Below are 16,381 nucleotides of genomic sequence, written 5' to 3' on the forward strand. Positions count from 1 at the left end.
TGTATCGTTCCTCCTTTCTTTGGACTTGTTCCCATTATAGACCATGTCGAACTTTGTCTGAATCCGTCGATTCACACACATTTCGATGGCGTTGTACTCCTATTAGACTAGCTGGGAGGCAAATAAAAAGGGCCCGATTTCCTATACAGGAAACCGGGCCCGGTCTTTCGCCTTACTGACTCTTCTCTTTTCGCGATTCCGCCGATTTCGGTTCAACGTGGACATGGACATGCATCACATTTTTGATTTTCCGCATCCGCTCCTCCACTAAATCACTGATATGATGCCCTTCAATGACCGACAATTGCGGATTGACTTCGATTACGACGTCAACGAGCACATGATTTCCGTGTACGCGGGCTTTTAAATCCTTAATGCCCTCCACTCCCGGAATCCGGGCGATGGTCCCCCTTAAATCGCTGAGTTCCCGCTCGTCGAACCCGTCCGTAAGACTGTGGGTCGATTCACGGAATATTTCCCATGCCGTTTTGCATATCAAAATCCCTACCGCTACCGCGGCAACGCCGTCCAGCCAGGGGATGCCGAACTGGGCTCCCACAATCCCGACCGCGGCCCCGATGCTCACCAGGGCGTCCGAAAGATTATCCTTGGCCGCCGCCATCAGAGCCTGGTTATTGATCTGCTTGGCCAATTTGCGGTTATACAAATACACGCCGCCCATCGCCACCGCACAGATCAAAGCTACTCCGGCGGACAAAATATCCGGCTCGGCATGCCTCCCCTCAATCAGGCCGCGCACCGCCGTGATAATGACCTGGATGCCCACCATAGCCATAATAAACGACGCAACCAGAGCGGCGATCGTTTCCGCGCGGAAATGGCCGTAAGCATGATCGGAATCCGGCGGCTTCTGCGAAATACGCAGTCCGATCAGCACCGCGACAGAGGCTACGATATCCGTCAAATTATTAAAGCCGTCCGCCAGCAGCGCGCTGGAGGCGAATATGTAACCGCTGATCAGCTTGAATGCCGACAGCAGCAAGTAAGCGGCGATACTGACCCAAGCTCCCCGTTCCCCTTTTCGTATATCTTCGTAAATATCCAAGTTCTCCGCACCTCCAGACCGGAACATCAAGACCTAAGTTATCAAAGTCGTTACATCATCGTAGCAAATGAAATCCGTGTAAGTCCAGAGAAACAGTGTTGCCCCCGGCAAAAGTGGTCAAGGCTCATTATTCCCGTTGTACGCTTATTTAAAAACGTTTAAAATAAGGGCAGCCCCCTTCTATTTTGAGGAGATGATTGTGATGACGGAAAACAAAGAGCCCCGGAAAATCGATCTGGCCGAAGCGATGCGCCAGAAGCTGCAGCAGAAGAAACAGCAGCAGCAAAACGCCAACAAACCGGGGATGATGGGAAATCAGCAGACCAAAACGTTGAAAAGCCAAAACAACAAAAAGCCGAATAATCAGCGCCGTCGGACCGGAGGCTCCTAGAGCCCTTGCCCGGCCGCAAAAACAAGCCGCAGCTGTCGTAAACAGCTGCGGCTTGTTTTGTTGCGTATCCTTCGGTACGGTATTCGGTATTAATTGTGAATTGCGGTCCGGTTGATGTTACGCCTCTTCCGGATACATCGTCTTGCGCAAGTTTTGAATTTCTTCGCTCTCCAGATATTCATCATAAGTCATAACACGGTCAATAATACCGTTAGGCGTGATTTCAATAATCCGGTTGGCGATCGTTTGAATGAACTGATGGTCATGGGAGGTAAACAGAATCGTCCCGTCGAAATCGATCAGCCCGTTGTTCAGTGCCGTAATGGACTCGAGATCCAAGTGGTTGGTCGGTTCGTCGAACAGCAGCACGTTGGCGCCGTTCAGCATCATTTTAGCCAGCATACAGCGAACCTTCTCGCCCCCGGACAACACGCTGGCCTTCTTCAGCGCCTCCTCGCCGGAGAACAGCATCCGGCCAAGGAAACCGCGCAGGAAGGTTTCGTCCTGGTCATTGGAGTACTGACGGAGCCAATCGACCAAATTGAGGTCCACCCCGTCGAAGTATTTCGAGTTGTCTTTCGGGAAATACGCTTGCGATGTCGTTACGCCCCAGCTGTATTCACCGGCATCGGCTTCCAGCTCGCCCATCACGATTTGGAAGAAAGTCGTCTTGGGCAGCGAATTCGGACCGACGAAAGCGATCTTGTCGCCCTTGTTGACGACGAAGCTCACATTGTCGAGCACCTTCTCGCCTTCCAGGCTCTTGGTCAGACCGTCCACCGTCAGCAGCTGCTTGCCGGCTTCGCGTTCCGCTTTAAAGTGCAGGAACGGATATTTCCGGTTGGACGGACGGATATCGTCGAGCGTAATTTTGTCGAGCTGCTTCTTCCGGGAAGTCGCCTGTTTGGATTTGGAGGCATTAGCGGAAAAGCGCTGGATGAAGGCTTGGAGTTCCTTGATCTTCTCTTCCTTCTTCTTGTTGGCATCCCGCTGCATTTGCAGCGCCAATTGGCTGGACTCGTACCAGAAATCATAGTTGCCGACGTACATCTGGATTTTGCCGAAGTCGATATCCGCGATATGCGTACATACCTTGTTCAGGAAGTGGCGGTCGTGAGATACGACGATGACGGTGCCTTCATAGTCCATAAGGAAGTTCTCGAGCCATTGGATCGATTCCAGGTCCAAGTGGTTCGTAGGTTCGTCCAGCAGCAGGTTGTTCGGACGTCCGAACAGCGCTTGCGCCAGGAGGACGCGGACCTTCTCGTTGCCGCTGAGCTCCTTCATTTTCTTGTCGTGCAGATCGCGCGGACTGCCGAGACCGATCAACAACGCGGCCGCGTCAGGCTCCGCATCCCAGCCGTTCAGCTCCGCGAATTCGCCTTCCAGCTCACCCGCGCGCATCCCGTCCTCTTCGGAGAAATCGGCCTTGGCATAGAGCGCGTCCTTCTCTTTCATAATCGAATAGAGGCGCGCGTGCCCCATAATTACCGTCTCCAGTACAGGGTACTCGTCATACTCGTAATGGTTCTGCTTCAGAACGGCCAGGCGTTCCCCCGGCGTCATGCTGACTTCGCCCTGGTTCGGCTCGATCTCCCCCGCCAAAATTTTCAGAAAGGTCGATTTCCCCGCTCCGTTGGCTCCGATCAACCCGTAACAGTTGCCCGGCGTAAACTTTATATTTACATCTTCGAAAAGTGCCCGTTTTCCATATCGGAGCGTTACACCATTTGTACTGATCATTTAAATAATCCCATCCTTTATCCATTGTCCACTACTGGGTCAATATTATAGCATAGATCCTCCCCGAAGCCCATTCATTGATCATGAAGAAGCTGAAAAATGAAAAAGAAGCGAATCTCGGAAATCTTCGAATCCGGTATCACCGGTTATCCGGTTATCTGGACATCGGGTCAGCCGGGACACATTAATTTAATCTTCGGGCCTGGAAAAACTGGAAGATGAAGGGGTTGGTTTGTAGGAGCCGGTTGTTTTGCGGCGATCTAAGGGGTTCAAACGGCCTGAGAGGTGATTGTACGGAGGAGTAGAAGTAGAAGCGCGGGCGCACCTTCCATCAGCTTCGACAAAACGGTCGCGAGGCCTGCAATACACTCTCCCTTGAAGTCGGCAGGTGAGTGGTTAAGGGCCTTTTGGGGTGCTATTTTGTCGAATTTGGCTAGACAAGACGAAATAGCGGTGTTTTGAGCCCTTATTTTGAGAAAAAACGGGGCAAAACCTGATTTCGGCGCCTCCGCCAAGACAATAGGGCCTTTTTTGACCGCTATTTTTCCTCCGGAGCCGAATTGGGCCGGAATAACGGCCTTTTCGGCCGCTATTCCGGCGGAAGCTCCCGCTAAACAGCACCGGCCGGCCAGCGCGGGGCGGAACACAGCGGCCCCACCTATGGACGGCCTCGGCCTGCCCTTGGCACGGGCCCATCAAGCCTCGCCTGCCCAGCGCTCCCTTGCCCCATTCCCAGCTCCGCCGTCATGCTCGCTCACGCCTGCTCTGCCCAGCCTGCGCTTCCCCCGGGCTCCGCCGTCACAGCCCGCTTGCTCTACGCTGACCGGCCTTCCGCCGGGCACCGGCCCTCCCCCGCCTTGCGCTGACCTGCCTGCCCGGGCCTCCGCCGTCACACGCCTCGCCCCCGACTGCCGAGCTCCGCCGTCGTTCCCGCTCCCCCGCCTGCTCCGCCTGGCCCGGCCTCAAGCCGGGCTCCGCCGTCACGCCTCCGGGAAGCGCAGCGTCTCGCCGTGCAGCAGCACGCGGATCGCCGACTCCGGAATGCCGCGCTTCCGCCGGTCGGCTTCGAGCCGGTCGAGCGCCTCGCGCGCCGTGTCGTCGGCCAGCCGGAACGTGCCGTAATGCATAGGCACCATCAATTTGGCCTTGACGTCCACGAAAGCCTGGAGCGCCTCTTCCGGCGTCGTGTGCTGGCTCGTCATGAACCATTCCGGTTCATACGCGCCGATCGGCAGCAGCGCCACGTCGATGTCGAAGCGCTCGCCGATTTCGGCGAAGCCGCGGAAATAACCGCTATCTCCGGCAAAATACACCACCTGCCGCTTCACCTCTTCCCGGGGATTCGCCGGTTCCAGCACGAATCCGCCCCAATGGGAGGTGTTCGTATCGAACAAAGTGCGCCGGGTCCAATGCTGGGTCGGCACGAACGAGATTTTGGCGTCCCCGATCCGCAATTGCTCCCACCATTTTAATTCCCGGGTCCGCTGGAAGCCCTTGCGCATCATTTTACGCGCCAATCCGCTGGGCACGATGATCTGCGTCCCGCTTCCGTAAAGCCGGCGGATGGACGACACGTGCATATGGTCGTAATGGGAGTGCGAAATCAAAATCACGTCGATATCCGGAACGTCGTCGATGGGAATCCCCGGTGCCCCGAGCCTCCGCTGAAACCCCATCCGGGAAGCCCAGACCGGATCCGTTACGATATTTAAGCCTTCATATTGGATGAGAAAGGTCGAGTGACCGATCCAGGTGATCGACGTTTCCTCTTTATTGCCCAGCAGATAATCCAGTTGGGGTTCCGAATTCGGGATAATGTAGGAATAATCTTTTTTCTTTCTGCGGCGTTCCTCCCGCCATTGCTTAAATTGCTTTAACGTTTTGTCCGTACTGACATTGTCAAGGTTGTTGTAGCGCGTTCTCGGCATACCGAGACTTCCTCCTTCCATTCCTGTCCATCCGCCGGATGATGTTATTATTCATTGTAAATCACCCAAGGAAGCAAATCCAAATTTGACGGCCGGTCCGATCGGTCATACCGATTAATCCGAAGGATCTTTATACCTCCAGGCGAATACAAACAAAAACACAAGCGCGAAAACAACGACAAGCCAAGGCGCCACCATGATCATAAAATGTTCCATCCGCAAACCCTCATCCTTTCTTCGGCGAATGGCCTCGCACATATTTAGCGTCGAACAGGAACAGCCGCATCAGCAAGATAAGCGAAGGGACCAAGACGAGCAGCCCGGCGACGAAAGCGGTAATCAGCGCTACCGCCATCGTTTCGTTCGTGATGGCTTCATAGATGCTGACCTGTTTATACAAAATGTACGGCAGATGAGACCGGCCATAGCCGTACCAGGCAAAGCCGAACTGGAAAATAACCAGCAAAAACGACCAGCCGAGGTGACGCCTTTTCCAAACAAAGTAAACCGCCAGCAGGAAACAAATCAGCGAGGCGATAAACATCCACGCCATCTTCAGCATATTCGCGAAATGCTCGGGATTTTGCAGGTTAATCTGAAAAAAGGCAAACACACAGGCCAGAATCGTCGGCCCGCTCCACATCAGCGCATAACCCCGCAGCACCTCAAAGGCGCCGGAGTCGCCGGCCCGGTCGGCGTAAAAGGCCAAAAACATGGCCGAAATATATAGCACCGATACCAGGGCCAGCAAGATGACCGACCAGGTATACGGATTACTGAGAAACCGGCCCCAATCCAACACGACGCGTCCCGCTCTTTCCTGGATAATCCCGCCTTCGGAAATCGCCAGTACGGTCGACAGAGCCGCCGGAATCAACAGGCCCGTCGCCCCGTAGATGGCCATGTAGAGCTTGTTGTTCTCTTTGCTGCTGCCATAGGTATTGTAGGCGTAATAAGCCCCCCGCAGCGCCAGGAGAACCGTGGCCAGACTGCCGGGAACCAGCAGCGCCGTCCCGTAGTAATAGGCGGAATCAGGAAAGAAACCGACCAGACCCACCACGAAGAAGATGAGAAACACGTTCGTCACTTCCCAGACCGGAGAAAGATAGCGCTGGATGATGTTGTGCACTTTATTTTTATGACCGGTAATCACGCTGTAATAGCTGAAAAAGCCCGCTCCGAAATCCACCGAAGCCACGATCAGGTACCCGAACAAAAACGTCCAAAGCACCGTAATGCCGACCATCTCATAACTCACTTCCCATCCCCTCCCGCTATACCGAGCTCTTTCATCTCCTCAGCCACATCCTTGTTCCGGAACAGCTTGGCGAGCACGTAAATGCAGGACACGCAGAGGATGATGTACAGTACGATGAACAGAATCAGCATGGAGCCCACATGCTCCGACGAAGTCGCCGCTTCCGACACCTTCATGTAGCCCCTTACGATCCAGGGCTGCCGGCCGAATTCGGCAAACATCCAGCCAAGTTCAATCGCGGTCATGGCCAGAGGTCCCAGCGCCACGATGCCGAGCAAAAGCCATTTCGGATACCCCTTTCCCCGCAGCTTGCCCGGAAGCCGCTTCCGCAGCAAAAACAGGAAAGGAATCAGCACAAGAAGCATGCCGATCGTAACTTTCAGATCGAACATATAGTGTATCAACAACGGCGGCCGCTCATCCTCCGGGAACTCCTCCAGGCCGATCACTTTCGTATCCGGCGAACTGCCCGCCAAAATGCTGAGCGCGTACGGAATCTCCAGCGCGTACTTGACCTCGCCATGCTCGTCCAGTACGCCGCCGTAAATGAGCGGGGCCCGCTCCATCGTGCGGAAATGCCATTCGGCGGCCGCCAGCTTCTCCGGCTGGTATTGAGCGAGGAACTTTCCCGAGAAATCGCCGATGACCGCGGTGCTGAGCGCAAATACGAAAGAGGCGGTGACCGTGAGCTTCAGCGCCTTTTTGAAATAAGCTTCCTTACGTCCGCGGAGCAGGCTGAACGCCGCGATTCCCGCCAGCAGCCCGGCGCTCAGCGTATAGGACGAGGCCAACACGTGCGACACTTTCGTCGGCGTCGCCGGATTAAACATGGCCACCAACGGCTGGACATCGGCGAACACGCCGTTCTTTAACGTAAATCCCTGCGGCGTGTTCATAAACGCGTTCATAGTCGTTATAAAAAACGCGGAAGCCGAGGAGCCGATGGCTACGGGCACCAGGAGCAGCAGATGGTAGATCGGTTTTCTGAACCGGTCCCAGGTATACAGATAGATCCCGAGAAAAATCGCCTCGATGAAAAAGGCGAACGTCTCCATAAACAGCGGAAGCGCGATCGCCCGGCCGGCTACGCGCATAAAGGTCGGCCAGAGCAAGCTGAGCTGCAGACCGATGGAGGTTCCAGTCACCACGCCGATCGCCACCGAGATCACAAAGCCTCGGGCCCACCTGCGGGCCAACAGCGTATATTGGGGATCATTCGTGACGATCCCCCGCCATTCGGCCAAGGCGATCATCATCGGAATCCCGACGCCGACGGAAGCGAATATAATATGAACGAACAGCGTTACCCCGGTAAGAATTCGACTTAAAGTCACCGGATCCAGGGACATCATGCCGACACCAACTCCTTAGTAGTAGTTCATGAACCGAACGGCACTTTTGATAAACGCATATAACATAATGGCGGCGACAACGAGACAGACAATGGTCAATGTTTTTTCCTGCTTTTTGAACATGGTCTTGTCCCCCTTCTGGTAACCGTCCCTTGTTTTCCCATGGGTAGCATGTGCTAATCGGGTTTCACTTTATTCCTTACCCCGCCCTACCGCGGTTGAAGACACCGTGTCGCAAATTGTTGGGATCTCGGCCGGCATCGGTTAAAATAGACTTTGGAAGGAGATGTGAACATCCTATGAAAATTGTATTTATCGAACCGACTCCGAGTCCCAACTCCATGAAACTGCATTTGGACGAGACTCAGGAACCGGGGATCCGCAAAACATACACGCTCGACAACGCCCGTTCCGCGCCGGCCTGGATCCGTCAGTTGCTCCAGATCCCGGGGGTCAAGAGCATTTTTCACACCGCCGACTTTATCGCGCTGGACCGGAAAGGCCATGCCGACTGGGCGGCGATATTGGCTGAGGTCCAGGAGCAGTTCGGGCAGGAACGGGTAGACTCCGCCTGGGATCCGGAGGCGGCCGAAGCGGCGGGCTACGGCGAGGCCCAGGTGTTTGTCCAGTTTTTCCGCGGCATCCCGATGCAAATCCGCGTCAAATCCGGCACCCGCGAGGAACGGATTTCCCTCGCGACGCGCTTCGTCTCCGCCGTCACCGAAGTGGCCAGCGCCACGCTGATCAAGGAGCGCAAGCTGACGGACTACGGCGTCCGCTACGGCGAGCTGGAGGAGATCGCGCGCGAGGTCGAGCAGGAGCTTGAGGCGGCCTATCCTCCGGAACGGCTGGAGGCGATCAAGGTTCAGGCGATCGCGCACGGACGCAGCGAGACGGAATTCGTCGAGCAGCGGCGCGAGCTGAGCCTGGACGAGGTCCGCGAACGGCTGCGGCACGAGGATTGGCACGTGCGTTACGCCGGGCTCGAGGCGCTGCAGCCGGGACCCGAAGCGCTGCCGCTGCTGGCCGAAGCGGTCCGTGATCCGCAGATGCAGGTCCGCCGGCTCGCGGTCGTGTATCTCGGCGACGTGCGCACGCCGGAAGCGCTGGAGCTGCTGTACGGGGCGCTGCGCGACAGCTCCGCCGCCGTCCGCCGCACCGCCGGCGATACGCTGTCCGATATCGGCGACCCCGCCGCAACCGGACCGATGATCGCCGCGCTGCAGGATCCGAGCAAGCTCGTCCGGTGGCGGGCCGCCCGCTTTCTTTACGAGGTCGGCACGGACGACGCTCTGGATGCGCTCAAGGCCGCCGTGGACGATCCCGAATTCGAGGTCGGTCTCCAGGCCCGAATGGCCGTGGAGCGGATCGAATCCGGCGAGCAGGCGGCCGGTACCGTTTGGCAGCAGATGGCCAAACGCGACCGCCCAACCGACAAATCGTAAGACAATGTCATAATTTTGATATTGTCCGGCCGACCGGCTTGCTATATACTAATACATTGTTGCAAGACCGAGTTTATCAATTGAATAGGAACCTCATCATTTCAGGTGAGGTAGAGGTCGCGACTGTGAAGAGTACACTGGAGGAGGCGTTTGAAGCCGCCCGTGATTCCTGTGGAAAGGCGCCGTCGCCGAAGCATCGCCGCATGGCTTCTGTACCGCGGCGTGCTGGGGCTGTTACCGAAAGGGACAGAACTGTCACGGTTATTCTTCACCGGAAGAACCGTGTTGAGCTATCTTGCAGAATGGTGAGGGTGCATCGGTATATATGTCAGGCCGCGGATCCCTTTCCGCGGCCTTTTTCTATTTTCCCGGTCCCGCAGCTTGAATTTCCCGCTTCTGGAGGATACTAGATGCAGGAATGACGCAAATCTTATTTATCTTTTATAGAGTGGAGTGTTATGGATGAGCAAAAAAAATATCAGCACCGCGCAGTCGCTCAAGCCCGGCTTGAAAGCCCGGCATATGACGATGATCGCGCTCGGCGGCTCCATCGGTACGGGCCTGTTTCTCGCCAGCGGCGGCGCGATCGCATCCGCAGGTCCCGGCGGCGCCCTTCTGGCCTACGCGGCCGTCGGCATTATGGTGTATTTTCTGATGACCAGCCTGGGGGAACTCGCAACTTATATGCCGGATTCGGGTTCTTTCGAAACCTATGCTTCGCGGTTTGTCGACCCCTCCCTCGGCTTCGCGATGGGTTGGAATTTCTGGTACAACTGGGCGATTACGATCGCGGCCGAGCTGTCCGCGGCCACGCTGATTATCAAGTACTGGTTCCCGGAAAGCTCCTCCCTGCTGTGGAGCGTTCTGTTCCTCGCCCTGATCTTCGGACTGAATGTCCTGTCCGTCAAAGGCTACGGCGAATCGGAGTATTGGTTCGCCATGATCAAGATCGCCGTTGTCATTGTGTTCCTGATTGTCGGCGTGCTGATGATCTTCGGCATTATGGGCGGTGAAGCGATCGGCTTCAAGAACTTTACCGTGGGAGACGCTCCGTTCCATGGCGGATTCTTCACGTTCCTCGGCGTCTTCATGGCCGCGGGGTTCTCCTTCCAGGGTACGGAAATGGTCGGCGTGGCGGCCGGGGAGAGCGACAATCCGCGCGAACATGTGCCGCGGGCCATCCGCCAAGTGTTCTGGCGTATTTTGCTGTTTTACATTTTGGCGATCCTGGTGATCGGCCTGATTATCCCGTACACCAACCCCAACCTGCTCAAAGACGGGCTGGAGAGCATCGGGGTCAGCCCGTTCACGCTCGTCTTTGAAAAAGCCGGCATGGCCTTCGCCGCTTCCGTCATGAACGCGGTCATTCTGTCCTCCGTGCTGTCGGCCGGCAACTCCGGGATGTACGCGTCTTCGCGCGTCCTGTACTCCCTGGCCAAACGCGGCAAAGCGCCGAAGTTTCTCGCCAAACTGAGCCGCCGCGGGCTGCCGGTCAACGCTCTGCTGCTGACGACGCTGATCGGCATGACCGCCTTTTTCGCCTCCCTGTTCGGGGACGGTGTCGTCTATAACTGGCTGCTGAACGCCTCCGGGATGTGCGGATTCATTACGTGGCTCGGCATCGCGATCAGCCATTACCGTTTCCGCCGGGCCTTTGTCGCCCAAGGACGGGATTTGAAGGATCTGCCTTACAAAGCAAGATGGTTTCCGTTCGGCCCGCTGTTCGCTTTTGTCCTCTGTATCATCGTCATTTTGGGACAAAATATGGCCGCCTTTACAGGCGGCCGGATCGATTGGTATGGCGTTGTCGTTTCTTATATCAGCATTCCGCTGTTCCTTGCCGTCTGGCTGGGGTATAAATGGATCAAGCGGTCGAAGCTTATCCCTCTGCAGGAGTGCGATCTCGATACGCCGGCCCGGCCGATGGAATAGGGGCGGCACAGAACGGCGATCCATTAGTAGGGTCTGGGTTTAGTCCGTTTCCCAGTGGATCTCCACGCGAAGGTCCCCTGTCCCGTCCAGGGGCTCGGCAAAATACTGGATGTGATCGATGCTTCTTAAATCGTAGAGGGTCCCGAGGTTCTCGACCAGGAGGTCCTCAGCGCCGGCATAGCGAACCGTGACGGTAAGCCCGCCGGCCCGCAGCTCCTGGCGGACCTTCTCCTTCAGCTCCGCCGCCGTGCGGACGGCGCTGTCGGGGTCATACAGTTCGAAACCGAGCTGCCGCTCCAGGTTTCGGTACGCCTCCGCATCCGCTCCCCCCCGGTTCGCCAGCCCGCGCACAACTTCGCGGTAAAGCGTGGCAGCCGCCGGATAGCGCGAAGCGGTCCAATGATGATCCTTCCGCATCTGGGCGTCGGTTTGTAAATAATATTCATATCGGATCCCGTCCTTCGGCGCGGACAGCGGATCGTTCCAGGTGGTATCGAGATGATACCACCTGTTTTCTAATCTTACGAGGTTCCAGGCATGGAGCTGGCCGCCGGCCACACCCTCGACGATCCGGTTTTCGATCCCCGCTCCCTTAAGAAGCTTGTAAGTCAACAAGGTGTACCCCTGACAGACCGCTTGACCGGACTTTAAGGCTTCATAGGCCGTATACTTCTTCAGTTCCTTGTCATACTCCAAATTCTGCACCACGTAATCATGAATGGCCTTCACCCTCTGATGACTGTTCATATCGGGCGTGATAATCCGTTTTAATATTTCCGCGGCCTTCTGATCCACAAAGCGCGTATTCTCCGCGGTTTCTCGATAGTCGACGTTTAAATGGATCTTCGCCATACCGGCCGTTCCCCGCCAAGTATAGGCGTACCCTTCGACCACATATTTCGTGTACGGGTCGGATTCCAGCGCTCCGTCCATCGCCTGCTTCAGCAGCTTCTCCAGTTGTTTCGTCGAACCCTTGTATTTGATAGTCATAGAGGTTGCACGGGCCTTCAGTCCGGCGGCCATCTTCTGCTGTACAGCGTCAGCGGAGGTGACATAGGCTTTGCTTTCGGTGGAGGCAAATACCGGAATGGTGCTCCAATTGGCGGGAACGCTTCCTACCAGCACAGCTCCCAGCAGCCCTGCCATCATCCAACGTCTAGTCGTACCTTGTCCCATATTCCCTCTAACCTCCTCTATATGCCAACGGTCGGTTCCTGGAATGTGATGCGGGCGAATCCGGTGTCTTTAAGCCCATTGTAGCACAGGCTGTCCTGCAAAGGTCTTCTAGTTTTGTCGAGGCGGATGTGGGGAAAACCGCGAAAAATGTTCCCCCGCCGATCCAATGAAATGACGTGAAATCGACTTATTTTATGACATCGTCTTGCCCAAATCGAATCAAGCTTTGGTATAATTAAACTAATAACTTGTACTGTGATATAAATCATTGCATATTCAAACTCAATAGAAACGGAGCGGTCAAAAGCTATGACCATTGTCAATCTTTCGGATATTTCCATCGAATTGTTCGTTACCGTCATGTTCTTTTTGCTGATTATCGCTCCCTTGGTCAGTCTAGGGGTGCTGCGTTTGTTTCAGGGCCGGAAAAAAGCGGGCTTCGGCTTGATCGGAAGCGGTGTCATCGGCTACTTCGTCTTTCAGCTTGTGGTAAGTCTGCTTAGCTAACCTCGTTTGTTTAGGCAATCCATAAACCGGCTCAGGCCGTGCAAAAATAAGGAGCTGTCCAGGTAGCGGTGCAATCGCTGCGGCGGAACAGCTCTTTTCTATCGACGATCAAACCGCAGCACAAAAAGGGGACCCCACGGTCCGATCTCCGATCGTAGGGTACCCCTTCGTTTTTTTCGGAAAGGCGCTTATTCCGCCTCAGCCAAAACTTTCTCAAACTTGGTTTTGTTTATCCCCAAAATGCGATGCTCCCCGATTACGGTCACCGGAACCGCCCGCATTCCCATATCCCAAACCTGTTGGGCGTACTCTTCGTTCTGCTCGATGTTACGCTCCTCGAAAGCGACGCCCTTCTCGCTCAGAAAGCTTTTGACTTGACGGCAGTGAGGGCAGTTGGTGCTTGTGTATACAATGACATTGTCCACGACGGGTCCCTCCCTTCCGACTAGGATTAGTTCGCGGCCACCGCGGCGGCTTGATGTTCCAGATTCTCGATGTATCTCTCGCAATCAAGCGCAGCCATACATCCGCTGCCCGCCGCGGTAATCGCCTGACGGTAGCGCGTATCCTGCACGTCTCCGCAAGCGAACACGCCAGGGACATTGGTTTCCGAAGTGCCCGGCTTCACGATAATATACCCGTTCTCATCCAAATCGATTTGTCCGCCGAGGAAGCCGGTGTTCGGATGATGTCCGATCGCCACGAACACGCCGGCCGCCGGAATGATCTCCTCTTCCCCGGTCGCGTTATTTCGCACTTTCAGCCCCGTTACGCCGACATCATTGGTTACCACTTCCAGCGGCGTGCGGTTGAGCGCCCATTCGACCTTCTCGTTGGAACGCACGCGGTCCTGCATGATCTTCGAGGCGCGGAGCTCGTCGCGGCGATGCACCAGAGTTACCTTGGAAGCGAAGCGTGTCAGGAAGCCCGCTTCCTCCAACGCGGAGTCTCCCCCGCCCACGACGATGATTTCTTTCCCCCGGAAAAAGAAGCCGTCGCATGTGGCGCATGTGCTGACCCCGCGGCCGACATTATCGGTTTCTCCCGGAATGCCGAGGTATTTGGCGGAAGCACCCGTCGACAGGACGATCGTTTCGGTTACCAGTTCCCCCAGACCTTCCACTTGAAGCTTGAACGGCCGGGAGCTCATATCCACGCTGTTCACCCAGCCGGTCCGGAATTCCGCTCCGAAGCGTTCGGCTTGTTTGCGCATATTATCCATCAATTCCGGCCCCTGGATCCCCTCGGGAAATCCGGGAAAGTTCTCGACTTCCGTGGTGGTGGTAAGCTGTCCGCCCGGCTGCGGCCCTTCGATGACGAGGGGGTTCAAATTGGCGCGGGCCAGATAAATCGCGGCGGTTAACCCCGCCGGTCCGGTTCCGATAATAATCGATTTATACATATAATAAATCCTCCTTCAAAGGCAGTCTGCGAATACTACAACTATGAAACTAATTATGTGGAATCCCCGCCGGAGTGTCAACAATCGTACCGGAGGGGTTCGGTGAAGTTTATATGAAGGTCTGATGAAGATGATCGCCGCATCTCCCGAACCATTTATCGAAGCAGACGCAGACCGTTCAATATGACGAGAATCGTGCTGCCCTCGTGCCCGATGACGCCGAGCGGAAGCGGAATCCCCTGCACAAAATTGCCGGCGATCAGCAGCAGGATCACGACTCCGGCGAAAATCAGGTTCTGCTTCACGATCCGCCGGGCCCGGACCGCCAGCGAGATCGTATCGGCGACGCGTTCCAGATGGCCGTTCATCAGCACGACGTCGGCCACTTCCAGTGCCGCGCCGCTGCCGCCGTCGCCCATCGCGATGCCGACGCTGGAGGCCGCCAGCGCCGGGGCGTCATTGACGCCGTCGCCGACCATCGCGGCCTGCCCGAACCGGGCGCGGAGCTCGCCGACATGGCGGACTTTGTCCTCCGGCAGCAGGCCGCCGTAGACCAGGTCGATGCCCGCCTCCGCGGCCACGGCCCGGGCCGTCTCGACGCGGTCGCCGGTCAGCATCGCGGCCGTCACGCCAAGCTGCCGCAGCTGCGCCACGGCCCGCTTGGCCTCCGGGCGAATCTCGTCGCGAAGCGCGATCAGCCCCGCATAGCGACCGTCACACTGGATGACGGAAACGGTGTGCCCCGCTTCCGCCAGCTCCAGCGTCTTAGCCCGGAGCGGATCCGGCAGCATCGCGTCCTGGAGATCCGCCTTGCCGATCCGCCACAGCCGGCCCTCGACGACCGCTTCGACGCCCCAGCCCGGCTGGGCCTTCATCTCTTCCGCCGCGGCAAGCTCCAGCCCCTCTTCCTCCGCCCGGCTCACAATGGCGCGGGCCAGGGGATGGCCCGACAGCCGTTCCGCCGACGCGCAGGCGGAGAGGACTTCGCGGCGGTCCCAGCCGTCCGCGGCGATCAGGGCGGTGACGACCGGCGTCCCGGTCGTCAGCGTGCCGGTCTTGTCGAACGCGACGACTTTGACGCCCGCGAGAAGATCCATGTAGGCCGCGCCTTTGAACAGCACGCCCTTACGGGCGCTCCGCGACATCGCGGACAGCATGGCCGGCATGACGGAAGACACCAGGGCGCAGGGAGAAGCGACGACCAGAAACACCATCGCCTTATAAAACGTATGCGGCCAGGACCAGCCGAACGCAAACGGAGCCAGCAAAAGCAGCGCGGCGGTCACGAAAACAACGCCTTTCGCGTAACGCCCCTCGAGCTTTTTAATAAACCGCTGGGTTTGCGGAGTTTCCTGTTCCGCCTGCTCCACCATCGCGACAATTTTGGCGAACAGGGTGTTCTCGGCCGGCCGCGTCACCTCAACATAGAGCGCCCCCTCCCCGTTCAACGTCCCGGCATACACTTCATCCTCCGCGGTTTTGTCGACCGGAATGGATTCCCCGGTTATCGCCGACTGATTCACGGAGGACCCTCCGCTGCGGATGATTCCGTCCGCGGGAATGACCTCCCCCGGTTTTACCAGGACCAGGTCGCCCGCAGCCAAATCCGCCGCCGCAACCTGCTTGACTCCGCCCTCTTCCACTCTCAGCGCCGTTTCCGGTTTGAGCGCGATGAGCGCGGAGATATCCTTGCGGCTGCGTTCGCTCGCAAAACTCTCCAGCGCGCCGCTCAGCGCAAAAATAAAAATCAGCATCGCCCCTTCATTCCAGTAGCCGATCGAGGCGGCTCCCACCGCCGCCGCGATCATCAGCAGATTGACGTCCAGGTCTTTGTCCCGGATTAGCGTGGCGATACCTTCGCGGGCTTTCATGAATCCGCCGAGGCCGTAAGCGGCAATATACAGCATCACGGAGAGCTCGCGGGACCATCCCGAAACTCCCCAGCCTGCCAGCATAAGCGCTCCGCTGCCCAGCGCCAGCAGCATCTCGCGATGGCGTAACAACCGCAGGAGCGACTCCCGGCGTCGTGGATTCGGTTCTTGGGTATTCTTCGTACTCGCTGATACGGACAATGATTTATGGATGGCTTTGGCTTGCATTTCGATTTCCTCCTTCGTAATGTGCTTCAGGTTAAAAAGGGCTAATTGAGAATGAATACTATTGTTAACCCCCTTAAAATGG

At 56.8% G+C, this 16,381-nt stretch carries 15 protein-coding genes and 1 riboswitch; of the genes, 4 read left to right on the top strand and 11 right to left on the bottom strand.

Going from position 1 to position 16,381, the window contains the following annotated elements; translation table 11 throughout:
* Positions 1 to 172: 172 nt before the first annotated feature.
* Positions 173 to 1,066, bottom strand: a complete 894-nt coding sequence (locus LBW89_RS15880; RefSeq protein WP_211373376.1) for a cation diffusion facilitator family transporter — start codon at positions 1,064 to 1,066, stop codon at positions 173 to 175.
* A 202-nt stretch (positions 1,067 to 1,268) separates the two neighbouring features.
* On the opposite strand from LBW89_RS15880, the gene LBW89_RS15885 reads away from it, so the two are divergent.
* Positions 1,269 to 1,457, top strand: coding sequence for a hypothetical protein (locus LBW89_RS15885; RefSeq protein ID WP_148457857.1), 189 nt, complete (start codon positions 1,269 to 1,271; stop codon positions 1,455 to 1,457).
* Between the two features lie 117 nt (positions 1,458 to 1,574).
* Here LBW89_RS15885 and LBW89_RS15890 read toward each other — a convergent pair whose 3' ends face one another.
* From LBW89_RS15890 to LBW89_RS15910, 6 genes are all read right to left on the bottom strand, one after another.
* On the bottom strand, positions 1,575 to 3,200 hold the full coding sequence (locus LBW89_RS15890; protein ID WP_225039527.1) for an ABC-F family ATP-binding cassette domain-containing protein: 1,626 nt from the start codon (positions 3,198 to 3,200) through the stop codon (positions 1,575 to 1,577).
* Positions 3,201 to 3,895: 695 nt separating this feature from the next.
* Positions 3,896 to 4,093 carry a hypothetical protein gene (locus tag LBW89_RS15895; RefSeq protein WP_225039528.1) on the bottom strand — a complete coding sequence of 66 codons (198 nt, stop codon included), beginning with the start codon at positions 4,091 to 4,093 and terminating at the stop codon, positions 3,896 to 3,898.
* 87 nt (positions 4,094 to 4,180) lie between these two features.
* Positions 4,181 to 5,128, bottom strand: a complete 948-nt coding sequence (locus LBW89_RS15900) for an MBL fold metallo-hydrolase (RefSeq protein WP_148457860.1) — start codon at positions 5,126 to 5,128, stop codon at positions 4,181 to 4,183.
* Between the two features lie 114 nt (positions 5,129 to 5,242).
* Positions 5,243 to 5,344 carry a cytochrome bd oxidase small subunit CydS gene (cydS, locus tag LBW89_RS27915; protein WP_373317761.1) on the bottom strand — a complete coding sequence of 34 codons (102 nt, stop codon included), beginning with the start codon at positions 5,342 to 5,344 and terminating at the stop codon, positions 5,243 to 5,245.
* A gap of 10 nt (positions 5,345 to 5,354) precedes the next feature.
* On the bottom strand, positions 5,355 to 6,386 hold the full coding sequence (locus LBW89_RS15905) for a cytochrome d ubiquinol oxidase subunit II (RefSeq protein WP_148457861.1): 1,032 nt from the start codon (positions 6,384 to 6,386) through the stop codon (positions 5,355 to 5,357).
* A complete protein-coding gene (locus LBW89_RS15910) occupies positions 6,383 to 7,738 on the bottom strand; it encodes a cytochrome ubiquinol oxidase subunit I (RefSeq protein ID WP_225039529.1) in 1,356 nt (451 codons plus the stop codon). Before LBW89_RS15910 ends, LBW89_RS15905 begins: the two co-directional genes overlap by 4 nt.
* Before the next feature lie 299 nt (positions 7,739 to 8,037).
* Here LBW89_RS15910 and LBW89_RS15915 point away from each other — a divergent pair, with 299 nt between their 5' ends.
* A complete protein-coding gene (locus LBW89_RS15915; RefSeq protein WP_225039566.1) occupies positions 8,038 to 9,183 on the top strand; it encodes a virulence factor in 1,146 nt (381 codons plus the stop codon).
* Between the two features lie 103 nt (positions 9,184 to 9,286).
* Positions 9,287 to 9,484: riboswitch (Lysine riboswitch) on the top strand.
* 161 nt (positions 9,485 to 9,645) lie between these two features.
* Entirely contained in the window at positions 9,646 to 11,115 is a 1,470-nt protein-coding gene (locus LBW89_RS15920) for an amino acid permease (protein WP_148457863.1), read from the top strand.
* Positions 11,116 to 11,154: 39 nt separating this feature from the next.
* Here LBW89_RS15920 and LBW89_RS15925 read toward each other — a convergent pair whose 3' ends face one another.
* Positions 11,155 to 12,291 (bottom strand): transglutaminase domain-containing protein, encoded by a 1,137-nt coding sequence (locus LBW89_RS15925; RefSeq protein ID WP_225039530.1) that lies wholly within the window; start codon positions 12,289 to 12,291, stop codon positions 11,155 to 11,157.
* Between the two features lie 309 nt (positions 12,292 to 12,600).
* On the opposite strand from LBW89_RS15925, the gene LBW89_RS15930 reads away from it, so the two are divergent.
* Entirely contained in the window at positions 12,601 to 12,798 is a 198-nt protein-coding gene (locus tag LBW89_RS15930) for a hypothetical protein (RefSeq protein ID WP_148457865.1), read from the top strand.
* Positions 12,799 to 12,986: 188 nt separating this feature from the next.
* On the opposite strand, the gene LBW89_RS15935 is transcribed toward LBW89_RS15930, so the two are convergent.
* The 3 genes from LBW89_RS15935 to LBW89_RS15945 all read right to left on the bottom strand — a co-directional run bounded on the left by LBW89_RS15935 (position 12,987) and on the right by LBW89_RS15945 (position 16,299).
* Positions 12,987 to 13,223: a glutaredoxin family protein gene (locus LBW89_RS15935; protein WP_225039531.1), complete on the bottom strand. Its 237-nt coding sequence runs from the start codon at positions 13,221 to 13,223 to the stop codon at positions 12,987 to 12,989.
* Between the two features lie 26 nt (positions 13,224 to 13,249).
* The gene (gene trxB, locus LBW89_RS15940) at positions 13,250 to 14,200 is read right to left on the bottom strand and encodes a thioredoxin-disulfide reductase (protein ID WP_148457867.1); all 951 of its coding nucleotides are present in this window, start codon (positions 14,198 to 14,200) and stop codon (positions 13,250 to 13,252) included.
* Between the two features lie 155 nt (positions 14,201 to 14,355).
* Entirely contained in the window at positions 14,356 to 16,299 is a 1,944-nt protein-coding gene (locus LBW89_RS15945; protein ID WP_225039532.1) for a heavy metal translocating P-type ATPase, read from the bottom strand.
* Between the last annotated feature and the right edge of the window lie 82 nt (positions 16,300 to 16,381).

Source organism: Paenibacillus sp. alder61, from assembly GCF_020179875.1.
GTDB classification, from domain to species: domain Bacteria; phylum Bacillota; class Bacilli; order Paenibacillales; family Paenibacillaceae; genus Fontibacillus; species Fontibacillus faecis.